The sequence below is a fragment of the Mailhella sp. genome, assembly GCF_057866825.1.
In genome coordinates, this window is record NZ_DBMAHT010000010.1 from 12476 (window position 1) to 35224 (window position 22749).

The 22749-nt window shown below is 62.2% G+C and carries 18 protein-coding genes and 1 pseudogene; 10 read left to right on the forward strand and 9 right to left on the reverse strand.

What is annotated here, in order from left to right:
• Nucleotides 1-23 precede the first annotated feature (23 nt).
• Nucleotides 24-1976 (forward strand): methionine--tRNA ligase, encoded by a 1953-nt coding sequence (gene metG, locus ACZM96_RS02375; RefSeq protein WP_489487084.1) that lies wholly within the window; start codon nucleotides 24-26, stop codon nucleotides 1974-1976.
• Between the two features lie 445 nt (nucleotides 1977-2421).
• Here the strand turns inward: metG and ACZM96_RS02380 are convergent, their stop codons facing one another.
• Nucleotides 2422-3114 carry an HAD family hydrolase gene (locus ACZM96_RS02380; protein WP_489487085.1) on the reverse strand — a complete coding sequence of 231 codons (693 nt, stop codon included), beginning with the start codon at nucleotides 3112-3114 and terminating at the stop codon, nucleotides 2422-2424.
• A gap of 234 nt (nucleotides 3115-3348) precedes the next feature.
• Nucleotides 3349-3762: a DsrE family protein gene (locus ACZM96_RS02385; RefSeq protein ID WP_489487087.1), complete on the reverse strand. Its 414-nt coding sequence runs from the start codon at nucleotides 3760-3762 to the stop codon at nucleotides 3349-3351.
• Between the two features lie 1047 nt (nucleotides 3763-4809).
• Between ACZM96_RS02385 and ACZM96_RS02390 the strand changes: the two genes are divergently transcribed.
• Nucleotides 4810-6282: a carbon starvation CstA family protein gene (locus ACZM96_RS02390; protein WP_489487089.1), complete on the forward strand. Its 1473-nt coding sequence runs from the start codon at nucleotides 4810-4812 to the stop codon at nucleotides 6280-6282.
• Nucleotides 6283-6412: 130 nt separating this feature from the next.
• On the opposite strand, the gene ACZM96_RS02395 is transcribed toward ACZM96_RS02390, so the two are convergent.
• The 4 genes from ACZM96_RS02395 to asnS form a co-directional block, all read right to left on the reverse strand.
• Entirely contained in the window at nucleotides 6413-7084 is a 672-nt protein-coding gene (locus tag ACZM96_RS02395) for an adenylate kinase (RefSeq protein ID WP_489487091.1), read from the reverse strand.
• 215 nt (nucleotides 7085-7299) lie between these two features.
• The gene (locus ACZM96_RS02400; protein WP_489487093.1) at nucleotides 7300-8184 is read right to left on the reverse strand and encodes a CoA-binding protein; all 885 of its coding nucleotides are present in this window, start codon (nucleotides 8182-8184) and stop codon (nucleotides 7300-7302) included.
• Between the two features lie 178 nt (nucleotides 8185-8362).
• A complete protein-coding gene (locus ACZM96_RS02405) occupies nucleotides 8363-8956 on the reverse strand; it encodes a TrmH family RNA methyltransferase (protein ID WP_489487111.1) in 594 nt (197 codons plus the stop codon).
• Nucleotides 8953-10338, reverse strand: a complete 1386-nt coding sequence (gene asnS, locus ACZM96_RS02410; protein ID WP_489487095.1) for an asparagine--tRNA ligase — start codon at nucleotides 10336-10338, stop codon at nucleotides 8953-8955. Before asnS ends, ACZM96_RS02405 begins: the two co-directional genes overlap by 4 nt.
• Before the next feature lie 505 nt (nucleotides 10339-10843).
• On the opposite strand from asnS, the gene ACZM96_RS02415 reads away from it, so the two are divergent.
• Both ACZM96_RS02415 and ACZM96_RS02420 read left to right on the forward strand, forming a co-directional pair.
• Nucleotides 10844-11305: a YccF domain-containing protein gene (locus ACZM96_RS02415; protein WP_294486541.1), complete on the forward strand. Its 462-nt coding sequence runs from the start codon at nucleotides 10844-10846 to the stop codon at nucleotides 11303-11305.
• Nucleotides 11302-11772: a metal-dependent hydrolase gene (locus ACZM96_RS02420; RefSeq protein ID WP_489487097.1), complete on the forward strand. Its 471-nt coding sequence runs from the start codon at nucleotides 11302-11304 to the stop codon at nucleotides 11770-11772. Before ACZM96_RS02415 ends, ACZM96_RS02420 begins: the two co-directional genes overlap by 4 nt.
• A 60-nt stretch (nucleotides 11773-11832) precedes the next feature.
• Here the strand turns inward: ACZM96_RS02420 and ACZM96_RS02425 are convergent, their stop codons facing one another.
• The 3 genes from ACZM96_RS02425 to ACZM96_RS02435 form a co-directional block, all read right to left on the reverse strand.
• Nucleotides 11833-12255, reverse strand: coding sequence for a hypothetical protein (locus ACZM96_RS02425; protein WP_489487099.1), 423 nt, complete (start codon nucleotides 12253-12255; stop codon nucleotides 11833-11835).
• Between the two features lie 287 nt (nucleotides 12256-12542).
• Nucleotides 12543-16199, reverse strand: a complete 3657-nt coding sequence (locus tag ACZM96_RS02430; protein WP_489487101.1) for an FAD-binding and (Fe-S)-binding domain-containing protein — start codon at nucleotides 16197-16199, stop codon at nucleotides 12543-12545.
• Between the two features lie 98 nt (nucleotides 16200-16297).
• Nucleotides 16298-17671: a M23 family metallopeptidase gene (locus ACZM96_RS02435; protein WP_489487102.1), complete on the reverse strand. Its 1374-nt coding sequence runs from the start codon at nucleotides 17669-17671 to the stop codon at nucleotides 16298-16300.
• 255 nt (nucleotides 17672-17926) lie between these two features.
• Between ACZM96_RS02435 and pgsA the strand changes: the two genes are divergently transcribed.
• From pgsA to ACZM96_RS02465, 6 genes and pseudogenes are all read left to right on the forward strand, one after another.
• The gene (gene pgsA / locus ACZM96_RS02440; RefSeq protein ID WP_489487104.1) at nucleotides 17927-18517 is read left to right on the forward strand and encodes a CDP-diacylglycerol--glycerol-3-phosphate 3-phosphatidyltransferase; all 591 of its coding nucleotides are present in this window, start codon (nucleotides 17927-17929) and stop codon (nucleotides 18515-18517) included.
• A gap of 24 nt (nucleotides 18518-18541) precedes the next feature.
• On the forward strand, nucleotides 18542-18898 hold the full coding sequence (locus ACZM96_RS02445; RefSeq protein ID WP_294486657.1) for an FtsB family cell division protein: 357 nt from the start codon (nucleotides 18542-18544) through the stop codon (nucleotides 18896-18898).
• A gap of 13 nt (nucleotides 18899-18911) precedes the next feature.
• Nucleotides 18912-20258 (forward strand): hypothetical protein, encoded by a 1347-nt coding sequence (locus ACZM96_RS02450; RefSeq protein WP_489487106.1) that lies wholly within the window; start codon nucleotides 18912-18914, stop codon nucleotides 20256-20258.
• Nucleotides 20259-20276: 18 nt separating this feature from the next.
• On the forward strand, nucleotides 20277-21044 hold the full coding sequence (locus ACZM96_RS02455) for a hypothetical protein (RefSeq protein WP_489487108.1): 768 nt from the start codon (nucleotides 20277-20279) through the stop codon (nucleotides 21042-21044).
• A gap of 156 nt (nucleotides 21045-21200) precedes the next feature.
• Nucleotides 21201-22208, forward strand: a complete 1008-nt coding sequence (gene fbp / locus ACZM96_RS02460) for a class 1 fructose-bisphosphatase (RefSeq protein WP_489487109.1) — start codon at nucleotides 21201-21203, stop codon at nucleotides 22206-22208.
• 278 nt (nucleotides 22209-22486) lie between these two features.
• Nucleotides 22487-22749 (forward strand): annotated as a pseudogene (locus tag ACZM96_RS02465) (tRNA (adenosine(37)-N6)-threonylcarbamoyltransferase complex transferase subunit TsaD); the annotation flags it as partial.

The window sequence follows — 22749 nt, forward strand, 5'->3', positions numbered from 1 at the left end:
ACGCTCTTTCAGCAGGAGTTCCCGTGAAAACCTACTACATCACCACGCCCATCTACTATGTCAACGCCCGCCCTCATCTGGGCCATGCGTATTCCACCATTGTGGCCGACACGCTCAAGAGATTTCACCGCATGCTCGGCGAAGACGCCCGCATGCAGACCGGCACCGACGAACACGGGGACAAGATAGTCAAGGCCGCCACCGCCGCCGGCGTGACCCCGCAGGCCTTCGTGGACGACATTTCCGGCGTGTTCCGCAACCTGTGGCCCAAGCTCGGCATTGAAAACGACGGCTTCATCCGCACCACCGATCCCGATCACATGAAGGCCGTGCAGGTGCTGCTCCAGCGCCTCTACGACAAGGGCGACATCTATTTCGGCGAATACGGCGGCCACTACTGCTACGGCTGCGAACGCTTCTACACCGAAAAGGAACTGGAAAACGGCCTCTGCCCCCAGCACCTGACCAAGCCCGAATACATCAGCGAGAAGAACTACTTCTTCAAGATGTCCAAGTATCAGGATCAGCTTCGTCAGTACATCCTCGATCATCCCGACTTCATCCGTCCCGAGCGCTACCGCAACGAAGCCCTCGCCATGCTTGAAGGCGGCGTGCTGGAAGATCTGTGCATTTCGCGTCCCAAGTCGCGCCTCACCTGGGGCATCGAGCTGCCCTTCGACAAGAACTACGTGAGCTACGTGTGGTTCGATGCGCTCGCCAACTACATCACGGCCCTCGGCTGGCCCGACAACGAAAACGACGAATCCGGCAACTACAGAAAATACTGGCCCGGCGAACATCTCGTGGCCAAGGACATTCTGAAGCCCCACGGCATCTTCTGGCCCACCATGCTCATGGCCGCGGGCCTGCCCCTCTACAAGCATCTCAACGTCCACGGCTACTGGCTCGTCAAGGACACCAAGATGTCCAAGTCGCTGGGCAACGTGGTCGATCCGCTCAAGGCCGCCGAGCACTTCGGCCTCGACGCGTTCCGCTATTTCCTGCTGCGCGAAATGAACTTCGGCTCCGACGCCTCCTATTCGCCGGAAGCCATCATCACCCGCGTGAACGCCGACCTCGCCAACGACCTCGGCAACCTGTTCAGCCGCGTGCTCTCCATGAACGCCAAGTATTTTGCGAGCAAGGTTCCCGCGCTCGGCAATCAGCTTGAAGCCGACGACATTCTCTCCGAAACCACGGACAACGCCGCCGCCAACTTCGTGCAGCTCTTCGGCGAACTGCGCTTCTCGCAGGCTCTCGACGCCCTGTGGACCGCCGTGCGCGCCATGAACAAGTACGTGGACGAACAGGCCCCCTGGACCCTCGCCAAGAACGGCGACACCGAACGCCTCGGCACCGTGATCCGCACGCTGCTGGAAAACATGTACAAGGTGGCCTACCTCATCTGGCCCGTCATGCCCGCCTCTTCCGCCACCATGCAGGCGCAGCTCGGCCGTCCGCAGGGCCCGCTTTCCGAAGCCGCCCTGAACGACGTGCTGCACTATCGCATGCACCTGCGCACCGGCCTTGAAATCGCGGCCTCCTCCAACCTCTTCCCCCGCCTCGAAATGGAAAAGGAAGAGGCACCTGCCAAGCCCAAGAAGGAAAAGAAGGCCCCCGCTCCCAAGGCCGCTCCCGCGGAAACCGGCCCCAAGGCTCCCATCGAGTTTGCCGACTTCCAGAAGCTCGACCTTCGCGTGGGCACCATTCTCGCCGCGGAACAGCATCCCAACGCCGACAAGCTGCTGCGCTTCGACGTGGACCTCGGCGAAGACAAGCCCCGGCAGATCGTGTCCGGCATTGCCGCGCACTTCAAGCCCGAAGACCTCGTGGGCAAGAAGGTCGTGGTGGTGGCCAATCTGCCTCCGCGCAAGCTGCGCGGCATTGAATCGCAGGGCATGATACTCACCGCCGAATTCGACGGCGGCCTCTCCCTGCTCACGGCCGACGCGCCGAGCGGCTCCTCCATCGCCTGAGCCTGAACATCAAGCACGACAAAGGGCGTCGTTCCCCGAAAGGGAGCGACGCCCTTTTTGCACGCCTAAATGGCCAAGATGACGGCAGCGCGGACTGCGAGAAGGCTTGCCGCGCGTTCCGAGCGCTTAGAGGCCTCCCGTAACACGGATGGCTTGTCCAGCCATGCCAGTTTTTGTTATTTACTCGCGCCTTACAGGCGTCGGCTTGCACGTCCGACTCGGCGCCCTGTTTTATTTCAACGGTTCAAGCTTCCATGGACGTTGAATCGTAACCTGCTTTCAAGGAACTTTCCCTGCTTCGGACTGAACGGATCCGTGTATTCTCTGCCCGTTTTTTATTGAGCCTGATATTCTCTCGATCTTGCTCTCGTCTATATTTTCTGATCAGCGCTTCATTCAAACCGGCTGTGCTGACATCATACCCTACGCTCTCACTTGATGGAAGTTATCGAAAAACATCATTGAACTCCTGCCTGTCATCCGGCCACGCGTACATGTGTTCCCAGCCCTCGTCTTCCACCACGAAGTCGGGCTTTTCCCCAAGCAGCACATCCTTCCGACCGTAGCCGTACAGCGCCGCCGCGGTGCGCGCTCCCGCCTCACGGCCGCCGGAAATGTCGAGCCTGGAATCCCCCACCATCAGGGTCGAGGACGCGCTCAGTCCGTGCCGCGCCATGAGCATGTCCAGCATCTCGCGCTTGGAAAGGCTGCGGCCCTCCACGGAATCGCGGCTGGCCACGTCGGTGAACAGGGGCAGCAGGCCCTTGCGATCCAGAAGACGCCGCGTCACCTTTTCCGGCTTGTTCGTGGCCACAAAGGCGGGCACGCCCTGTTCCCTGAGCGAGCGCAGCAGCCCGGGAATGCCGGAAAACACGCGGCTGCGGGCGTAGTCGTCCACACGGTAAAGCGCGCGAAAGGCCAGCACCAGCTCCGCCCGGAATTCGGGCGACACCGAAGGCGCCACGATTTCAAAAATCTCTTCGAGCGGCGGCCCGATGAGGTGAAAATCCATGGGGGGCACATCAAGTCCCGCATCCATGAGCACCTGACGAATCAGATGGAGAATGTCCGGCGCGGAATCAACAAGCGTTCCGTCCAGGTCGAAAAATACGGCGGAAAAACGGAGGGTCGGCGTCATGGCAGAAGCGGGAGTTGAATGACAACTATTTTTAATAGTTAGAAAAAATGGAATATATAATTCCCTATTGTCTTTTGCTATAGAACGCTTTTTCCGCCCTGTCAACGGCGTTCGGCAACTTGTTGCGCTTCTTTTCCGGCCGCCCTGCCGCGGAAAATCCGCCTTGAAGCATAAAAAAAGGGCGGCAGCGCCAAAACGCTCCGCCCCATGAAAAAATATTTTAAATCAGATGGGTTACACCTTCATGTAGGCAAAACCGGAATTCTGAAGCTGCACGAGGTCCAGCGTGGCGGAAGGCACCACTTCCACGAAGGACCAGAGCATGTCCTTTTCCACATGGTAGGAGTTCATGGCGCACTGACCCACATGAATCTTCAGGCCGTTGGCCACGGCTTCCTGCGCCTTGCCCAGAAGTTCGACGTTTTCCTTCACAAGCTGCTGTACAGCAGGGCCGTTCACCACCATGATGAGCTTGAACGTCTCCGGTTCGTCCAGCGCCATGAAACCGGCCTTGGCGGCAATGTCCAGAGGGGAAATCTTATGACGCTTGAGCAGCGCTTCCTTCTTGTAGTTGGCAGCCTGGCTGAACGCCAGTCTGAACACGTTGGGATCGTTGGTGTTCACATGAATGACCAGATCAAACTTCATAATATTCTCCTTGAACCAGTACTGTTTCAGTCCGCAGCCGGCCTGCGCGCCGGAAGGCACGGTCGGCCGTCGGAACCGTCCCGCACCCTTGCAGCACAAGGGGCTCTTCAAAAGAATTTCATTGGCCGTGTTTTCTGTCAATCCATTTTTCCGCCTCCCCGCCGAAGAAACAGGAAAAAATGCACCTTGTTCCGTCGTTTTCCGGTCGGACAAGGGGCCCGGCAGGAGCCTTTTTCGCGGCGGCGATTCGCCCGGAGCGCGCCTCGTTCTCCCGACGCGCCGCCGGGGGCTGCCCCAACCTCGCCGCCCCCGCTCTGCCGCCGAGTGCGGAACATGGAACAGGTTTCGGCACGACGGCATCATTCCACTGCCGCGCGGTTTTGACGCAGCTCCCCCGTGACGACAAGAAGTACACAATGCGGCAAAAGAGCGCATCAGCCAGGCTTCCAGCGTTTTCCCGCGACGGCAAGCTGCGCCCGGACTTTTCCGCCCTTGCCCCTTTCCCATGCTCCATTTTCCCCGCACAAGAACTTCCGCGCCAGCGTCCCGCTCAGAGGCATCCGCCCCGAAGTCACGCCGAAGCACGCGCCTTGCCCGCAGACGCACCGCCCGGTGCTCCCCCAAGAGGCAGCCCCCGGCAGCCCGCATTATGGAACCTGCTGAAAAGACTCGACGAAATTCCCCTGATTCCGTCCTGTTCCGAGGCCTCGCGCGCCCGGCGCTCTTTTGTTTCACAACCCCCTTTTTAGTACAAAAAAGTTTTATTAAAATGATGGCTTGACAATCCCTGCGGGCGGGAGCACTTTCCATTACCTACCGCGCCGCAGGGAATTGCGGTTCTCCCTGCGCCCGGCAGAACGGCAAGACAGCGACAGCCTGTTCGACGCTTCCGAGGCGAAAAAGTATCGCCCGCATCCGATCCTTCGACTGCCGGTTCCGTTTTTCCCCGAAACGGAACACGTTCACCTTCCCCGGCCGCACACGACCGGGGAACAGACTCGCCCTGTTGGAGAGGGCACTGGAGGGCCGGCGAAAGCCGGATCTGTTATGTTTGGCACCCTTTATTTCTTTGGCTGCTGTGCGCTGCTCATCGCAGGTTATGCCGTGTACGGCGCCTTTGTGGAACATGTGTTCGGGGCCGACGCGTCCCGGAAAACTCCCGTTATGACCAGAAGGGACGGCGTGGATTTTGAACCCATGCCCCTCTGGAAGCTCTACATGAGCCAGATGATCAACATCGCCGGACTCGGCCCGGTCCTCGGCACCATTCTCGGCGCTCTGTACGGCCCCGTGGCCCTGCTGTGGGTGGTCTTCGGCTCCATTTTCGCCGGCGCGGTTCACGACTACATCGCCGGCATGATTTCCATCCGTGAAGACGGCATCAGCTATCCCGAGATCATCGGCCGCAACCTTGGCTCGGGCGCGCGAATTTTCATGGAATGCTTCACCATCATCTTCATGGTCATGGTGGGAGCCACCTTCGTGCTGGCGCCTGCCGCCCTGCTGGCCAACCTGTTCCCGCATTTTCTGACCAATCTGTTCCCGTCCGCCCCCACGCTGGCGTGGAGCGTCATCATTTTCGCCTACTATTTCGTCGCCACTATCATTCCCTTTGACCGCATCGTCAGCCGCTTCTATCCCATCGTGGGCGTTATGCTCATCTTCATGGCGCTGGGTCTCATCGTGGCGCTGTTCGCCAAGGGCTACACCATTCTGCCCAACACGGACTTCTTCACCAACGTTCACCCCGCCCACACTCCCGTGTGGCCCATCCTGTTCATCACCATCGCCTGCGGCGCCATTTCCGGCTTCCACGCCACGCAGTCTCCCCTGCGCGCCCGCTGCATGACCAATGAAAAGCAGGGCCGCCGCGTCTTCTACGGCGCCATGATCACCGAAGGCCTGCTCGGCCTCATCTGGGCCACCCTCGCCCTTTCCTTCTACCCCGACGCGGCCTCGCTTTCCGCGGCCATGGGTCCCAAGGGCGCTCCCACCGTGGTGGTGCAGCAGATAGCCATCACCCTGCTCGGACCGGTGGGCGGCCTTCTCGCCATTCTCGGCGTGGTGCTTCTGCCCATCAGCACCGGCGACACCGCCTTCCGCGCCGCCCGCGGCATGCTGGCCGACCGCTTCCACATCGATCAGAAGAACGTGACCAAGCGCATTCTCACCGCCGTTCCGCTCTTCTGCGGCGGCGTGGCCCTCACCCTGCTGGACTTCCCCATCATCTGGAGATACTTCGGCTGGGCCAACCAGACCATGTCCTGCGTGAGCCTCTGGGCCTTCTCCGTGTGGCTCGCCAGGCACGGACGCCTGCACTGGATCACCAGCATTCCCGCCGTGTTCATGACCACGGTCTGCACGGCCTACATCTGCTATGCGCCCATCGGATTCCGTCTTTCCATGGAAGCGTCCACCATCATCGGCATCATCGTTTCCCTTTCCTGCCTTGCGCTGTTCCTGCACTTCTGCCGCACCGGCAGCGTGAGCACCGCAAAGCCCGCCGCCTGCGTGAAGTAGGCGCGTAAGCAAGCAGCATGAAAGGCCTCCCCGCCCGTCGGAGAGGCCTTTTTTTGCGCCCGCAAAAGGCACGACAAAGCCCCGGAACGCATGCGCCCCGGGGCCTTCGGAAAGCGGCGGAAAATTCCCGCTACTTCAGCTTGGAAAGCAGATCCTCGCGGATGGATTCAATGGTGCCGCTGCCGTCGAGGGTGATGTAGGTGGTTTCGCCCTTGGCGGCGAGATCCTTGAAGTAGTGCGCCGCGGCGAGGGTGCCGTTCTTTTCGTCGTAGTAGATGTCGTGACGCTTGTTGATGGCGGCCTCGTCCTGATCGTCGGGACGGGTCTTGAGCGCGCCGCCGCACACGCGGCAGACGTCGCCGTTGGGCTTGATGGCGTCGATGAAGATATTGTTGGGATGATTGTTGTTGTTCACGCAGAGGCGGCGGCCCATGATGCGTTCGCGGGCCGTCTTGCGGGGCAGCAGAATTTCCACCACGTAGTCGAGCTTCATGCCGGCGGCCTTGAGGGCTTCGTCAAGCTTGCGGGCCTGTTCCATGTTGCGGGGGAAGCCGTCGAGCAGCCAGCCCTTGTCGCCCTGATTCTTGAGGATGTCCAGCACCATGGGAATGGTGATGTCGTCGGGCACGAGCTCGCCCTTGTCGATGTAGGCCTTGGCCTTCTTGCCGAGCTCCGTGCCGTTGCCGATGTGCTGACGGAAAACAGCGCCGGATTCAATGTGCTGAATGCCGTATTTTTCCATGAGAAGAGCACCCTGCGTGCCCTTGCCGCTGCCGTTGGGGCCAAAAATCAGAATATTCATCAGAATCCTCTGGCGCGTTTGCGCGTGAACGCCCGGGGAATCTCCTCCCCGCGGGCTTCCTGCGTGGATGCCTGCGGCATGCACGCAGAGCGGAATCATCCTGTCGATGCCGCCATTATCATTAACAACCTCTGTCGCCGCGCCCTCAGGACGCCGCGGCAACCCCATCCATACCGCCTTTCGGCGGCCCTTTCCGCTCGGCGGAAAGGGAAATATCAGCGCCTCGCTCCGGGCGGCAGTTCGCTCTCGTCCACAATGAGGGCGCGGCCCTCATGCAGAATGTCCCGCGCGCGCAGCTTGTAGTCGTTCAAATAGCGAAACCCCTCGCGGGCGAAATCCTCGTGCGAGACCTCGCGACGTATGCCGGGGCAGTCTTCCTTTGCCATGTCGAAGCTCACCCTGTCCACGAGATTGCCCCGGAAAAACGGCCAGGCGCGGCACACGTCCGGCCGGGCCGGATGCACGGCGCAACCCTTTCCGGCCTCGAAGAACAGGCAGAAGCCGTCGTCGCCGCATTTGAGCGTGGGCTTGCCGCCGATGTTTTCCGTGTAGCGCGCGAGCACCTCTTCGGCCGGAAGACCGAAATAGGCGCACAGACGCGGCAGATCGTGCGGCCCCACCACGATGCCTCCGCGCCCTTCGCAGCATTTGCCGCAGCGCGTGCAGGAAAAGGTTTCGGTCGTATCGTCGAAGAGCGCGGCATGCACGGTTTCCAGACAGCGGTCCTCCACCACCTTCACGCCGGCTTCGGCCATGAGACGCCCCGCCTCGGGGCTGCGTATGCCTTCCTGCATCCAGAATATCATGGGCAGGCGGGGCAGCGTGAGGGTTTCGCGGGCGTGGGCCTCGCAGTACTGCGGAGCGCGGAAAAGACAGATGATGTCCGGCTCGAAGCCGACACCGGGAAGATCGGCGATGCTGCGCACCGCGGGAATGCCCCAGGCCTGACGCCGCACGGGATGCACGGGCTGAATGTTGAATCCGGCATTGAGCAGGTAGCGGCCCACGTGATCCACGGGCGAACCGGGCTTGTCCTTGGCTCCTATGATGGCAATGTTTCTGGCACGGGCGAGAAGAGACCGCATGTCGTCGAACAGCATGAACACTCCGCAAAAAGGCATTCGTCACAAAACGAACATATTCTATCCCGCACCCGCGCCCTTGGCAATGGTCTGCGGGAGGGAAAGAGACGGAAAAGCGCGTCCGTACGGAGAAAAGGCCCGTCTTCCCCTGCGGAAGCGGGCCTTTTCTCGCGCCGAAAACGGCGTGCGCCACACGCTAGGCCTTTTCCAGCCAGGCGTTCAGACGCGTTTCATATTCTTCGTCGGACCAGAGTCTGTGCTCGTACATACCGGCCGCCGCGCGCTGACGCGAGGCTTCCGCCAGCATGAGCGCCGAAGCCACGGACACGTTGAAGCTCTGCACCATGCCGTACATGGGAATATACACCTCGCCGTCCACCAGCGGCACGAGTTCCGGGGAAACGCCCGCGTGCTCGTTGCCCATGATGATGGCCGTGGGACGGGTGAAATCGTACGCGGTGAGCGGACGCGACGCCGGAGAGCAGCTCGTGGCAAGCACCTGCATGTTCTGCGCGCGCAGGCACGCCATGAGTTCCTCCTTGCTGGAGTGGCGCACGGTGTTCACCCACTTGAAGGCCGAAGCCGACGTCTTGCGGCTCAGCTGCGGAAACGCGCACTGGGTGTAGTAAAGGTGCACCTCCGGCACGCCGAAGGCGTCGCAGCTGCGGTATATGGCCGACACGTTGTGCGGATCCCACACGTTGTCCATGACAAGGGTGAGTCCCTTCTGGCGCTGCGCGAGCACCTTTTCAATCTTCGCCCTGCGGCGTTCGGTCATGACTCTCATCAGAACTCCAGAGACCCCGTGGTGCGGGGGAACGGCAGCACGTCGCGAATGTTGGAAATGCCGGTCAGCAGCATGATCATGCGCTCAAAGCCCATGCCGAATCCGGAATGGGGCACGCTGCCGAAACGGCGCAGATCAAGATACCACCAGTAGTCTTCGGGCTTCTGCCCGAGTTCCGTGATGCGCGCGGTGAGCCTGTCGAGGCGCTCTTCGCGCTGGCTGCCGCCGATGAGCTCGCCTATGCGGGGCACGAGCAGATCCATGGCGGCCACGGTTTCGTTGTCGTCGTTCATGCGCATGTAGAACGCCTTGATGTCCTTGGGATAATCGTACACCGTCACCGGGGAGCGGAAATACTCTTCCGCGAGGAAGCGTTCGTGTTCGGTCTGCAGATCGGTGCCGAACGACACGGGATATTCAAACTTCTTTCCGCTTTCCTGAAGGAGCTTCACGGCATCGCGGTAGGCAATGCGGGCGTACTTCTTTTCCGCCATGTCGCGCAGGCCGTCGATGAGGCCGGGAGCAACGAACTTGTCGAACAGGGCCACGTCGTCAGCGCAGCGATCCAGCGTGTGGCGCACCACGTGACGGATGAGGCCTTCGGCCAGTTCCATGTTGTCCCAGATGTCGTTGAAGGCGGCTTCGGGTTCGACCATCCAGAATTCGGCGGCGTGGCGCGGCGTGTAGGAATGTTCGGCGCGGAAGGTGGGGCCGAAGTTGTACACGCGGCCGAGCGCGCAGGCCAGCGCTTCCGCCTCAAGCTGGCCGGACACCGTGAGGCTCGCCTGCTTGCCGAAGAAGTCGTTTTCAAACACGTTGCCGGATTCCGGCTTCGGGCCGCCGTCCACGGGGAGCGTGGTCACGCGGAACATTTCGCCCGCACCCTCGCAGTCGGAACCGGTGAGGATGGGCGCATGCACGTAGTAGAAGCCGAGGCCGCGGAAATAGTCATGCACGGCAAGCGCCGCCTCGGAACGGATGCGGAACGCCGCGCCGTACTTGTTGGTGCGCGGACGCAGGTGTGCGATGGTGCGGAGAAATTCGTCGGAATGGCGCTTCTTCTGAAGCGGATAGGTGGCCGGATCGGCCAGACCGAACACCGTCATGGAGTCGGCGTGAACTTCCCATTTCTGACCCTTGCCGGGCGATTCCACAAGATCGCCGGTCACGCTGACGGCCGCGCCGGTGTTCACGCCTTCGAGGCTGTTCCAGGCCTGCGTGCCCTCGTCGACAATGCACTGCAGGTTCTTGAGGCAGGAGCCGTCGTTGAGTTCAAGAAAGGCAAAGCCCTTGGAATCGCGGCGGGTTCTCACCCATCCGCACACAGTCACGCCGTTGCGCGGCCCGGTGGAGGCCAGAGCGTCGCATATGCTGGTACGCTGCATAGGAAATCTCTCCGGAAAGGAATGTTGAAAAGAACGTGAGGCAGCATACGCCATAGAGGCCCGCTCTGCAACCGGCGAAAGCGCCCGCCGGACGCGCGGAACCTGCGCGGCGGCCCGGATTCGTCCGGGGGCCGGGCAGAGAAAAGGCGCCGGGCATGACGGCACCGCCCTCCGGCAGCGCTCCTTCGCGGCGACCCAGACCTTCGACAATTGCACCCGCCCCGGCGGTTCGTCCCGACGCACGCGGCAAAGCCGCCCTCCGGCGCTGCCCCGGGGCGGAGGGCGTTCCGGCCGTCGCAAACGATCTTCGGCGTCATTCTCACCACGAGCTGTCCGTTCCGGCTGCCACGGCCCCGGCTTCCGAGGCGACGCGTTTTGATGCAGCCTGTTCCGCGGGAAATTTCCCTTGCGGAACTTTGCGCCGTCGGCTAAAATGCTTCTTCCGCTCCGGCGGCGACACGTGCGGCATCACGCCGCTCTTTGCCCCGGAATCATTGAGGAAAACATGAGCGTCATAGGCAACATTCTCTGGATAGTCTGCGGCGGCTGGTTTGCGGCTCTGGTGTGGCTGCTGTTCGGCGTGCTGGCCTGCCTGAGCATCGTGGGCCTGCCGTGGGGGCGCGCCTGCTTCGTCATGGCGGGCTTCGTCTTCATGCCTTTCGGCTACGAATCCGTCTCCCGCGAGCTCGTGTACGGCAAAAGCGATCTGGGCACGGGCCTGCCCGGCATGCTGGGCAACGCCCTGTGGTTCATTTTTGCCGGATTCTGGATAGCGCTCGCCCATGTGGCCAACGCCGCCGCGCTCGCCGTCACCATTGTGGGACTGCCCTTTGCCTGGCAGCACATCAAACTTGCGGAGCTCGCCCTCTTTCCCATCGGCAAAACCGTCGTGCCCTGCGCGGTGGCCGCCGAGGCAAGACGACGCCGCGCCGCCGAAGACCTGAACCGGAGAAGAAACGACGCATGAAATGGACCACTCATCAGGCCATGGCCCTCATGGCCTCCTTTGCCGCGGGATTTCCCCTGGCGGGCATGGCTGCCGCATGGTTCGGCTCCGTTGCGCCGGACATGCTGGATCAGCACGCGGCCAGACGCGCCTTTTTCCGGCAGAAGAAATTCAATCAGGTACACCGCCGCTCTTCGCACTGGTTCGGCTGGTGGCTGGCCATCTGGGCATGGTCGCTCACCGGCCAGCTCGGCCCGCTGCCCGACGCCCTCGTGGGAGGATTCGGCTTCGGCGCGCTCACCCACGTGCTGCTCGACATGTGCACCACGCACGGCGTGCCGCTGCTGCCCTTCCTGAAAAAACGCTTTTCCCTCCGCCTGTGCAGCACCGGAAGCATCGGCGAATACGCGCTGCTTGTCATGTGCGCGCTGGTCTTCTGGATCATGGAAAAGCCGGAACTTCTGCACTTCAACGTGCCGTTGTACTGAGCACGCCCCTTCCCGGAAAAGCTCCCGAAAGACGCCTCGACGCTCCCCGCGTCCGCGCGGTCAGTCGTCCGAACGGCTCCGGGTCGAAGACGCCGCCGCGCGCCGCAGGGGAATGAGTCCGCCTTCCGCGCGGGACGCCTCCAGCGCCCGGCCCGTGGACGGAGATGCAAGCACGAGACGCGAGCAGTCCAGCCCCGCGGCAAGCGGATCGTTCCCAGGAATGCCCATGCGGCAGAACACCTCCACATCCGCCTCGCCGCCCTCCGGGGGCAGGCCGAGCTCTTCGCGCTCCGCCGTCGTGCCGCCGGAGGAAAAATCGGAAAGCAGCCGCGCCGGACAGCCGAGCAGAAGCGGAGGGCATTCGCCCTCCATACTCAGAAGCAGCACGGCCGAGGCTTCGTCGGCAAGGCGCAGCACCCGGCACGAACGCGCGCCATTCAGAGCCTCCACCGCCGCGGCAAAAGTAACGTCGTATTCTTTCATGCCTGAAATGTCTCACAAACCGCGCACGGCGGCAAGACGGCACCCAAACAGGCGGGGCTTTTCCCGTCGAAAACACGCGCCTTCCCTGCCGCGCTGCCGCTCTCCCCTTCTCTCCTGATCCCGGCCCGGCGGCGCGAAGCCAAACATGCGCGGGCGCCCGCCTTCCACGACGGCGGCGAGCAGAATGCCGTCCGCCTGCCCCGTGCCTCCCGGAGCCTGATCGTTCCAAGAAAAAGGCGGAGCCGACCGCGCCGACTCCGCCCTGATTCACTGTTTTCCCTGAAGCACTAACGCTTTCTCGGCTCCATGCACACCACGCGCACGCCGGGATGTCCTTCCGTGCGGGAGGCCTGCGCCTTGAAGGTGGAAAGCCAGTTCTTGCCGAGCAGGGTTTCCGCCAGCCATTCGGCGTTGTGCAGCACCGGACGATGCGTGTCGATCACGGGCGTGTCTTCGGCGTTCTTGTCCTTGCCGCGGGCGGGATGCTTCACGTCCATGGTCATGAGCGTGCGCGCAATGCCTATCTTGCACGACGGGCAGCCCACCAGAATGGGCGCGTCGGGCGTGTAGCCGGCAAGGGCGCTTTCCAGGCGCTCGCGCTTGCGGGCGCGCAGGGTGTTGTAGATGTCCGGGCAGGTGTAGGCTCCCGCGCCGGATTCGCCGCAGCAGCCGGGGTTCAGCAGAATGGACGCGCCGGTAATGCGTTCCAGGGCTCTTGCCACCTTGCCGCCGTCCTTGGTGGCCTTCACGCCGGACCACGCCGGATGGCAGGAGGAATGATAGATGATGCGCTCGCTGCTCACGGCCACGTCGTGGGGCAGACGATCCACCAGAAGCTGCACGATGTCGTTGTGCGGCAGCACGTTGCCGTCCACGCCGGTGATGCCGTGACGCATGAGGGACTCGCGGCACGAACCGCAGGCCGTGACCAGCATGTTCACGTCGAAACCGGCTTCGGCGGCCGCCTGAAGCGTGGAGGCAATGACCTGCCGGTTGCGCTGGAGGTTGACTTCGTACTGTTCGGCGGAACCGGCGGCCAGCAGCGGATAGCCGCAGCAAAGGTGCCTTCCGGGAATGACCACGGGCACGCCCGCGTACATCATGAGCGCAATGGAGGCCAGCGCGATGCGGCGGTAGAACAGACTTCCGCCGCATCCGGGGAAGTACAGCACCGCGGGCACGCGGCCCTCAAGCACGCCCTGGGCGGAGATGTCGCCGCTCACGGGCAGGAAAAGATGCGCGGCCGCGTTCTTTTCAAGGTGCAGGCTCTCGTACATGCTCACCATGCCGAGCGCGGGCCCTCTGCCGGAAAAGAGCGGACTGCTCATGCGCTTGCGCCACACGCGGGGCACCAGCGGCAGGAACTGATTCATCACGTTCTGACCGAGGGCCGCCATTTTGGCGAAGGCGGGCACGCGGGCCGAAGGATCGGAAGAGAGCACATTGAGCACCTGCGACTTGATGGGATGCCCGCCCTGCCCTTCGCGCTTCACGTAGGCCAGGGAGCTGAGCGCCACTTCCGAGGATTCGATCTTCACCGGGCACACCGAGGTGCAGCGGCCGCAGCCCGTGCAGTGCTCCACGAGGTGGCGCAGTTCGGCGAGCAGTTCCGGCGAAGGATGCCCCGTGGTGACCTGCGAATAGTAGATGGCCTCGGTGAGCGCGCCGAGAATGATGTTCTTGTTGCGCGGATTGTACTGGAAGGAGCGCTCGGGATACACCATGGGGCACACCTGCTTGCACTTGCCGCAGCGGGTGCAGGTCTGCACCTGGGAGAGCAGACGGATGAGACATTCCTTGTCCGGCAGGCCGGATTCGCGGATGTCCGCAATGAGCCGGTTGAACGAGAACGTGAACGGACGCACCGGAAGATTGCGGGTCACGAGCTTGCCGGGATTGAACAGATCGCGCGGATCCACGCGCATCTTGAACTCGCGCAGGCTCTCCATCTGCTTGGGATCAAGGAAGGATATCTTGGTGATGCCGATGCCGTGCTCGCCCGAGACCGCGCCGCCGAGCTCCTGGGTTCTGGCCATGACCTGCATGGCCACGTCTTCGGCGTGCTCCATCATGCGCGGATCGTTGGAGTTCACGGGAATGTTCACATGGCAGTTGCCGTCGCCGGCGTGCATGTGGCTCGCCACCACGATGCGGCTGCTCTTCATGTATTCCACGATGGCGTCGATGCGGGAGGCAAGCCGCGGGAAGCGCTCCTTCTGCGCGAGAAGCCACGTTTCGGCGCGTTTCGCCACTTCTTCGTCCACGAGTTCGGGGTCGAGGTTGGATTCGTCGCTCGCGGCCACGTGGGAGGCGAAGGCGAACTCTTCGTTGAAGGCCGGATCTTCCAGCGGGAACCCCTGAAGACGGGAAAGTTCCTGAAGCGCAAAGCGGTAGGCGTCTGCGGCGGCCACGACGTTGAGCGTTTCCAGATAGTGGGCGAATTCCGGAATCTGCGCCATGGGCAGCACCACGTCCTCGTTCATCTTGAAGCCGGACGTGCGCTTGGCGATGGCCGAAAGACGATGCCTGTCCTCCCAGAATTCGGCGGCCTGCTTGTCGTCCCTGGCGATGGCGGCGAACACGTGGGGATCGTCTCCGGCAAGGGCGTAGATGGCCTGCACGGTGTCGTCGAGCACATAGGCGTCGTTGCCGTCCACCTGCACGATGATGACGGAGATGGGGCTGCCCTTGTGCCGGTCGGACTTGGGCTGATAGTTGATGGCCTGCACGTACTTGGAATTGAATTCCTCCAGCGCGGACACATGCACGTCGCCGCCCTGCTCGCGGATCTTGTCGCGCAGATTCACGATCTTGCGCACGAGCTCGGCCGCGGGAACCATGGATTTTCCGTAGAATTCCAACACCATCACGCGGGAGAGCGACGGCTTGGGATGAAGCACGAAGGTCGCCTCGGTGATGATGCCGTCAATGCCTTCCTTCTGCATGCCGGGCAGGCCGTCGAGCAGCTTGTTGGTCACGTCCTTGCCGAGGCCCGCGTGACGCACTTCGTTGCCTCTGAGGCGCACCACGTTGCGCATGCCGCCGGAAAGATCCTTGACCTCGAAGACCACTTCCTCGTCGGGCATGATCTTGTGACCGGGATGATTGACGCGCTCGATGCGGATGATTTCGCCCGTGGGCGTGACCATGCTCCAGGAGAGCAGGTTGTCGATGGTGGTGCCGTACTCGAAGCAGAAGGGGCCGCCGGAGTTTTCCGACACGTTGCCGCCGATGGTGGACGCCGTTTTGGAGGCCGGATCCACGGTGAAGAGCAGCCCCTTGGACGCGGCGAAGTCGATGGCGTCCTGCGTGATGACGCCGGCCTGACAGGTCATGGTGCGCGCGGCCTTGTTGACCGACTTGGCCGTGAGGCGCGTGGTGCTCACCATGACGGTGCGCTTGCGCGCGGGCACGGCGCCGCCCGTGAGGCCGGACGCGCCGCCGCGGGGAATGATGGCGAACTTCATTTCGTTGGCGAGACGCACGAGGGCGCTGATCTGCTCGGGGGTGTCGGGTTCCACCACGAGCAGGGGCAGTTCCATGCGCAGGTCGGTGGCGTCGGTGGCGGCGGCGACCAGCGCGCCGCGACGGCGCAGAATGCAGTCGTCGGGCATGATGGACGAGAGCCGCCCCTCAAGTTCGCGGCAGAATTCCAGCTCGGCCTCGTGCGCACTCCAGAACATGGTGATGCCTTCGCTGATGGCCGTGGCGTACTGATGAGCGAGAGAAGGAGACTCGGCCTGATAATGTTCGTTGACGCTCTTCTTCACTTCCGAGGCGGAAATGAAGGGGTTGTACGCCACGAGAAACAGCTCTTCGGCAATATCGATGGCCAGCTGCCGGACGCTCTGAGGCCAGCGCTCGAATTCATCGAGATTGATGCGCAGGATGCGGTTGACCACATACTCAGCCGATATGGAAATATGGGGCCCTTTGTGGGGCATGACGGTCTCCTTGGAAGCGGAAAAAAGGGAGGCCCGCCGGAGCGAGGGCTCCGGGCAGGCCCGTAATCATAGTCGCCGCAACGGATCGCGACGTATTCCTACAGGTTAAGATTGATGTTCAGACGTGAGGTGATGTTGTTCTTCACCCATGAGGAGTCGAGCCATTCCAGGGGCTGCACGGGCACGCCGCCCACGAGCACGCCGAAATGCAGATGATCGCCGCCGGCAAGGCCGCTGGTTCCCGTGCGGCCGATGATCTGGCCGGTCTTGACGGTATCGCCCACCTTCACGCCGTATTCGCTGAGATGGGAATACTGCGTCATGAGGCCGAGGCCGTGCTCGATGAGGATCATGTTGCCGTGGATGCCGAGATAGTCCACCCACACCACGCGGCCGCTCTGCGCGGCGGGCACTTCGGCGTGCGCCACGGAAGCGAGGTCGAGGCCCATGTGGGTCTGCTCGTCGATTTTCTGCCGGTTGCCGTCCACGTAGGTGCGGAAGTCGCCGAAATTGGCCTTCACGGCAGAACGGGGAAGACGGCGGAACGCGCCGCTCCACAAGAAGCGCGGCGACACGTTGGCCGGATCGGCGGCCACCTTGATGAGGGTTTCATCGTTGCCCTCGCGCACCTTGTTGTTGGCGCACAGGTACTGGGAAAGCGGCGTGCTCTCCTCGGGGCAGAGCTGGGCGAGCTCGCTGGCCTTGAAGTTGAGGAACGATTCGGGGATGTTCAGGGTGTCCGAACGATAATTGCGGTTGAGCGCATGCACGAGCAGGCGGCTGGAGGTTTCGTTGCCCGCAAGATCCCGCGCCATGATTTCCGGCAGGAAATCGCCGGCCTTCAGAGCAATGGGGAAGGGGAACAGACAGGCGTAGGCGCCGTTGTCCTGCTTGTAGCCGGGGAAGAAGAGATTGCCCACCCGGACGCCGCTCTGCGAGACTTCTTCGGAAACGGTATAGACGATGAGACCGCTGCCGCCGCGGTACATGGCGGGCGGACCGGTGCGCACGGCGATGCGCGGGGGCTGGGAATCGAGCACGAGAGGCAGATTCAGCGTGGTGGTGTTGCCGCGGCCGAATCCGGCGTAGGAGCCGTCCACAGCCCGGATTTCCAGCTCGAACGCGCCTTCGGGCAGACGGGTTTCCTTGAGGTTGAACGACGCCTTCTGCGTTTTTTCCAGCGTGCCGAAGGTCTGCTGCAGCACGGTCATGCTCTGATCGCCGCGCTTCACGGTCACGGTCACGGACTGCACGCCGGACTTGTCGGCCAGATTCAGTTCCACGTTCTGCACAAGGCCTATGCGGCCGGAGAGCTCGGGATTCATGGTCACGGAAGGCCCGCTCAGATCGCGCATGAGGAAATACGCCCCCACTCCGGCAAGCACCAGGATCAACAGCATGGCGATGACGGAAAGCCCGGACGTCGAGCGTCGGGACGAAGATCGGTAGGAAATTTGTCTTCTGCTAAACAAGGCTGCATCCTTTCGGGGCGAAAGGCCCATGGTATGGCCGGGCCATGCGCTGGCACGGCAGAACGTATTTTTTCGCATACTCGGCCCACAAGTCAAGAAGCGGCGAAAAACATTTTTCTTTCCGACGGCGACTCCATTTATATTCTTGAAGGAACGGGAATTTTTTCCCGGCATGCGGCCGCCTTCCGCCTTGCCGCGCCGCCCCTCTTTATGATAAGCCCTACACATTGATATGCCTTGCGGGGGAGAAGAGATATGTTTGTGTCAGACATCATGCAGATATTCAGCAAAATGGGCTGGGCCAACCGCATCACCATGATGCGCATAGGGGCCGTGCTGCCCATTCTTGTGCTCATCCATTTTCCCAACGTCTATACCTGCTGGATAGCCATGTTTCTCTTCGTGGCCGCCGCTGTCACCGACTTTCTCGACGGATACATCGCCCGCCGCGAAAAGCAGGTGACCAACTTCGGCAAGTTCCTCGATCCGCTGGCCGACAAGCTGCTCATCTGCTCCATTCTCATCGAAATGGTGGGGCTCGGCTGGGTTCCCGCGTGGATAGTCATCATCATTATTATTCGTGAACTCGCCGTCACCGGTCTGCGCGCCGTGGCCGCAGACAAGGGCGTGGTCATCGCGGCCGACTGGTACGGCAAATGGAAGACCGTGTTCCAGATCATCGCCATGGTGCCGCTGCTCATCCACTTCCCGGTCATGGGCCTGCCCGTGCATCTCATCGGCACCGTGGTGCTGTACATTGCGCTCGTGCTCACCATCTTCTCGGGCTGCAACTATTTCTATCTGTTCTATCGTCAGTGGCGCGATCATCTGGCGGAAAACAACTAGCCTGCCTGGCGTGTCGCCGTGTCCATGAATCATCGCACAACAAACAAGGCCTTCTGGTGGAAGCTCTCCCTGCTCGTGCTCGCCGTGCTGCTCAACTTTGCGCTGGCAAGCCGCATCGTGTGGGGTTCCCACAGCCTCTACACCTGGCGCGTGCTCAAGGAAAAACAGCAGGAACTCTCGCAGGAGCTCTCCGCGCTCGATGAAAAGCGCGCCGCCCTGAGCCGTGAGATCCGTCTGCTCAAAACCGACCCGGCCTACGTGGAAAAAGTGATTCGGCAGCGCCTCAACTATGTGAGAAAAAACGAGATTCTCTACCTCTTCGACAAGAACAGGGAAGACTCGGAGTGGCTTGGCGCAGGAGCTGACGACAGGCATGACTGAAGGCTCATCGTCCATGAATTCACCTCTTGCGGAACACGAGAGCCCGGAAAAGGCTCTCTGGTATCAGGAAGTTCTCTCCCTCGACCCCGCCTCCCGCATCTTTCTGCCCTATGCCCGCCTTCTGGCCGAAAGCGGACGCCGCATGGAGGCCATTGAAGTGCTGCGGGCGGGTCTCTCCCGTCATCCCGAATTTCTCGACGCGCGTCTTCTGCTCATCGAAGAGCTCCACGCCGCCGGTCAGAACGCCGCCGCAGGTCTGGAAGCCGCGGGCGTCATCGAGTCGCTCTCGCAGTGCTCCGCCCTCTGGGACATCTGGAGCCGTCTGCCCGGCGTGCGGCCCGATCAGGCCGCCATGCTCCGCTTCTTCGGTGCCACCTTCAAAAAGGACGGCCCCACCCTGGCCGACGTGTTTGAAGCGGGCATGAAGGCGCTCGGCGCGGGAGCCTCAACGGTTACTGAAACGAATCCCAAGCCCGCCGAAAGCGAAGAAGCCCCGAACGCTTCCGCCCCGAACCTCCCCGACTCTTCCGCACAAGCCTCCGCTTCCGCAGCGTCTGCCTGCGCCTGTGCCCCGGCGGATGCCGCCCCCTTCGCAGCCGCTTCCGCTGCGTCCGGCCTCAGTTCCGCCGCACACCTGATCAGCGCCTGCGAAGCGCAAAGTGCCGCCGCAAACGCCGCTCCGGCTGCGGAACCCTCTCTCGAAGAAACTCCGGCGCAGGCTACGGCGCAACTGACCTCCGCCGCCGCGGCAACCGACGCGCTCCACGCGGCTCCGAACGCCGAACAGGCGCCCTCCACCTCCGGCAGCTCATCGACGACCGCCGACGCCTCTGCAACTTCAAAAGCCCCTGAGACCACCGAGGCCCCTGCGTCCGCCGACGCGCCGTCCTCCGGCCGCTGCTTCGTCATGGACGAGAGCTCTCCCTGGTTCAGTCTGGACGCCGTGCCCGACGATGACGACATCTACGGCGATGAGGACGACGAAGCGGGCGACGCCGCCCCGGCGATTTCCGCGCCCGGCGTTGCGGACCTCTTTTTCCCGGACAAGCCCGCCGCAGCGCAGGTCGACCGGATTCCTGCCCCCCGCCCTCAGGCCGTCATGGAAGGCAAAAGCTCGCTGTGTACGCGCTCCATGGCCCGCATTCTGGAAGAACAGGGGGCCACGGGCGAAGCCGCCAATATTTACAGAGAACTTCTCGAAGTAAGCTCCTCTCCCGAAGAGAGGGCTGAACTGAACGCAAAACTGGACAGCCTCATGCAGGGCGCGGAGCCTCCCGCCCCGGAACAGCCTGCCGATTCCGGCCTTCTGAACATGCTGGAAACGCTGGCCGCCAGGCTGGAAAACAAGTCCCGCGCCTGACGCGCGACAGGAGATACCATGCGCAGTCGCCATTTTGCTCTCGTTGTCTGTCTGCTCTGCCTGTGCCTGCCCGCCCTTTCCGGCTGCATGCAGGTGAAGAGCGCCTACAAGGAAACGAAAACCTTCTATCATACGCACATCAACCGCCCCTCCACCCTGGACACGGAAGAACGCACCGTGCTGGAAAAATCCCAGCGCGACCTCGTGCAGAGCGTCATGCCCATCGACGAAGAGCTGACCAAGCTTGAAAAGGCCCTCGACGCCATGGCCACCCCGCCCGACGCCGAAGCCGCGGCCAGCTTCCTGCGGCGTTTCCCGTGGCTTTCGGGCCTCAGCATGGTGGCTCCCGACGGCACGCTCGGCGCATCCATTCCCGGCACGCCTCTCAAGCAGCTTGACTACACGCCTCTGCTGGAACTTGCGCCCAAGGCCCTGCCCCGCGACCTGCGCGCCTCCATTCAGGACACCCCCCTCGGACCGGAAATTCTCGTCGCCCGCCCCTTCCTGCAGGAAGATCAGCTTCAGGTGCTGCTCGTGGCCACCTTCGACTTCCGCGCGCTGCTGCCCTTTGCGGCCTCTCCGGGCGACTTCATCGTCCGTTCCGGCGACGTGCTCATCTGGAGCGGCGACATGGATTACACCTCCACGCCCCTTGCTTCCATCAACTGGACCGAATATCTCAAAGAACATTCCGACGGTATTTTGAGCAACGAGAACGGTTCCATGATGTGGATCTCCCGCTATATAGGTGGAAAGCCTATTGTTTTCGCCGCGCCTGTCAAGTGATGCCCGGTATGAACGGTTTTCAATTCACACATTGATCCTTATTGCACATTCATCCATGTTTATGGTATAGGTAGTGTCAAGTAACAGAAGCTCCGCTGCTTTCGCAGAACCTACGTCCCACGCGATCCCCCGGAGCCGACACCAAGGAGCCTGGATATGTCTGAAGTCACTGCAATTGAACACCTTATAGCATCGCAACGCAGATGGTCTCCTCACGCGACCGGTCAGTTCACCTCGCTGATGCATGACCTTATTCTTTCGGCCAAGATTATTTCCAGAAACGTCAACCAGGCTGGTCTGGTGGATATTCTGGGCGCGACCGGTGCCGTCAATGTGCAGGGCGAACAGGTGCAGAAGCTTGACACCTTCGCCAACAATACGCTGGTTTACAGAATGCAGAGTTCGGGCGCGGTATGCGCCGTCGGTTCCGAAGAAATGGCCGAACCCTTCTTCGTGCCCGAAAACGAACCCCACGGACACTACGTCATCTTCTTCGATCCGCTGGACGGCTCGTCGAACATCGACGTGGGCGTGAGCATCGGTACGATTTTCTCCATCTATCGCCGCTCCGACACGCAGAACTACTGGGAGCTCACCACCGAATCCCTCATGCGTCCAGGCGTCGAGCAGGTGGCCGCAGGCTACTTCCTCTACGGCTCCTCCACCATGCTCGTGTACTCCACCGGGCACGGCGTCAACGGCTTTACCCTCGACTCCTCCATCGGCGAATTTCTGCTCACGCATCCCAACATCCAGATTCCGCGCGTGGGCAAGTACTATTCCGCCAACCACGGCTACTACAACTACTGGGACGAAGCCACACAGAAAGCCGTGCATTCCTTCTCCCGGCCCGACGGCATGCCGCCCCGCTCCACCCGCTACGTGGGTTCGCTCGTGGCCGACTTCCACCGCACCCTGCTCAAGGGCGGTATCTTCTTCTACACCGAAGACTCCAAGCATCCGAGCGGCAAGCTGCGCCTGATGTACGAAGCCGCGCCCATGGCCTTCCTGGCCGAACAGGCCGGCGGCAAGGCCACAGACGGCAAAATGCGCATTCTGGAAAAGGTGCCTACCGCCATCCATGAACGCACGCCGCTCATCATCGGCTCCGCCGACGACGTGGATCAGGTTCTGGAAGTGTACAAGGAAAACGGCAAGGTCTGATCAGGCCGCGCGGCCGTCCGCAGCCTGAGCCCTCAAAGAAGCGGCCCTCCGCTTCGCCGGGCGACGCCGCGGGACTCTTTCAGGGTCGCCTGCCGCGCCGATCCAGCATCGTCATGCAGCCGCGCGCCGGAACGACCGGCGCGCGGCCTGTTCGTCCCTGAGGCTCATCCATACGCGCTCCGCATCCTTCCCATGCCAAAGCGCGCCCCCGCCGCCATGCGCGGCGCTTCGCTTCAACCCTTCCGGCGCAAAGTCGCCGAAGCCCGCACAGGTCAAACATGCTCGTTCTGGGAATAGAAAGTTCTTGTGATGAAACCGCCCTCGCCCTCGTGGACGATAGCGGCGTCCGCGCGGCCGTCATTTCGAGTCAGGCCGACATCCACGCTCTTTTCGGCGGCGTCGTGCCCGAGCTCGCCTCCCGCGAGCACGCGAGACTCATCGGCCCCCTGCTCGACAGCCTCTTCCGGCAGGCCGATCTCGGCGACGACCCGTGGAAGGCCATCGACCGCATCGCCGTCACGCGCGGGCCCGGCCTCATGGG

Excerpts from the sequence above, each read along its gene's own strand:
- ACZM96_RS02380 (WP_489487085.1), bottom strand. The coding sequence starts at position 3,114 with ATGACGCCGACCCTCCGTTTTTCCGCCGTATTTTTCGACCTGGACGGA.
- ACZM96_RS02385 (WP_489487087.1), bottom strand. The coding sequence starts at position 3,762 with ATGAAGTTTGATCTGGTCATTCATGTGAACACCAACGATCCCAACGTG.
- ACZM96_RS02390 (WP_489487089.1), top strand. The coding sequence starts at position 4,810 with ATGTTTGGCACCCTTTATTTCTTTGGCTGCTGTGCGCTGCTCATCGCA.
- ACZM96_RS02395 (WP_489487091.1), bottom strand. The coding sequence starts at position 7,084 with ATGAATATTCTGATTTTTGGCCCCAACGGCAGCGGCAAGGGCACGCAG.
- ACZM96_RS02400 (WP_489487093.1), bottom strand. The coding sequence starts at position 8,184 with ATGCTGTTCGACGACATGCGGTCTCTTCTCGCCCGTGCCAGAAACATT.
- asnS (WP_489487095.1), bottom strand. The coding sequence starts at position 10,338 with ATGCAGCGTACCAGCATATGCGACGCTCTGGCCTCCACCGGGCCGCGC.
- ACZM96_RS02415 (WP_294486541.1), top strand. The coding sequence starts at position 10,844 with ATGAGCGTCATAGGCAACATTCTCTGGATAGTCTGCGGCGGCTGGTTT.
- ACZM96_RS02420 (WP_489487097.1), top strand. The coding sequence starts at position 11,302 with ATGAAATGGACCACTCATCAGGCCATGGCCCTCATGGCCTCCTTTGCC.
- ACZM96_RS02425 (WP_489487099.1), bottom strand. The coding sequence starts at position 12,255 with ATGAAAGAATACGACGTTACTTTTGCCGCGGCGGTGGAGGCTCTGAAT.
- ACZM96_RS02430 (WP_489487101.1), bottom strand. The coding sequence starts at position 16,199 with ATGCCCCACAAAGGGCCCCATATTTCCATATCGGCTGAGTATGTGGTC.
- pgsA (WP_489487104.1), top strand. The coding sequence starts at position 17,927 with ATGTTTGTGTCAGACATCATGCAGATATTCAGCAAAATGGGCTGGGCC.
- ACZM96_RS02445 (WP_294486657.1), top strand. The coding sequence starts at position 18,542 with ATGAATCATCGCACAACAAACAAGGCCTTCTGGTGGAAGCTCTCCCTG.
- ACZM96_RS02450 (WP_489487106.1), top strand. The coding sequence starts at position 18,912 with ATGAATTCACCTCTTGCGGAACACGAGAGCCCGGAAAAGGCTCTCTGG.
- ACZM96_RS02455 (WP_489487108.1), top strand. The coding sequence starts at position 20,277 with ATGCGCAGTCGCCATTTTGCTCTCGTTGTCTGTCTGCTCTGCCTGTGC.
- fbp (WP_489487109.1), top strand. The coding sequence starts at position 21,201 with ATGTCTGAAGTCACTGCAATTGAACACCTTATAGCATCGCAACGCAGA.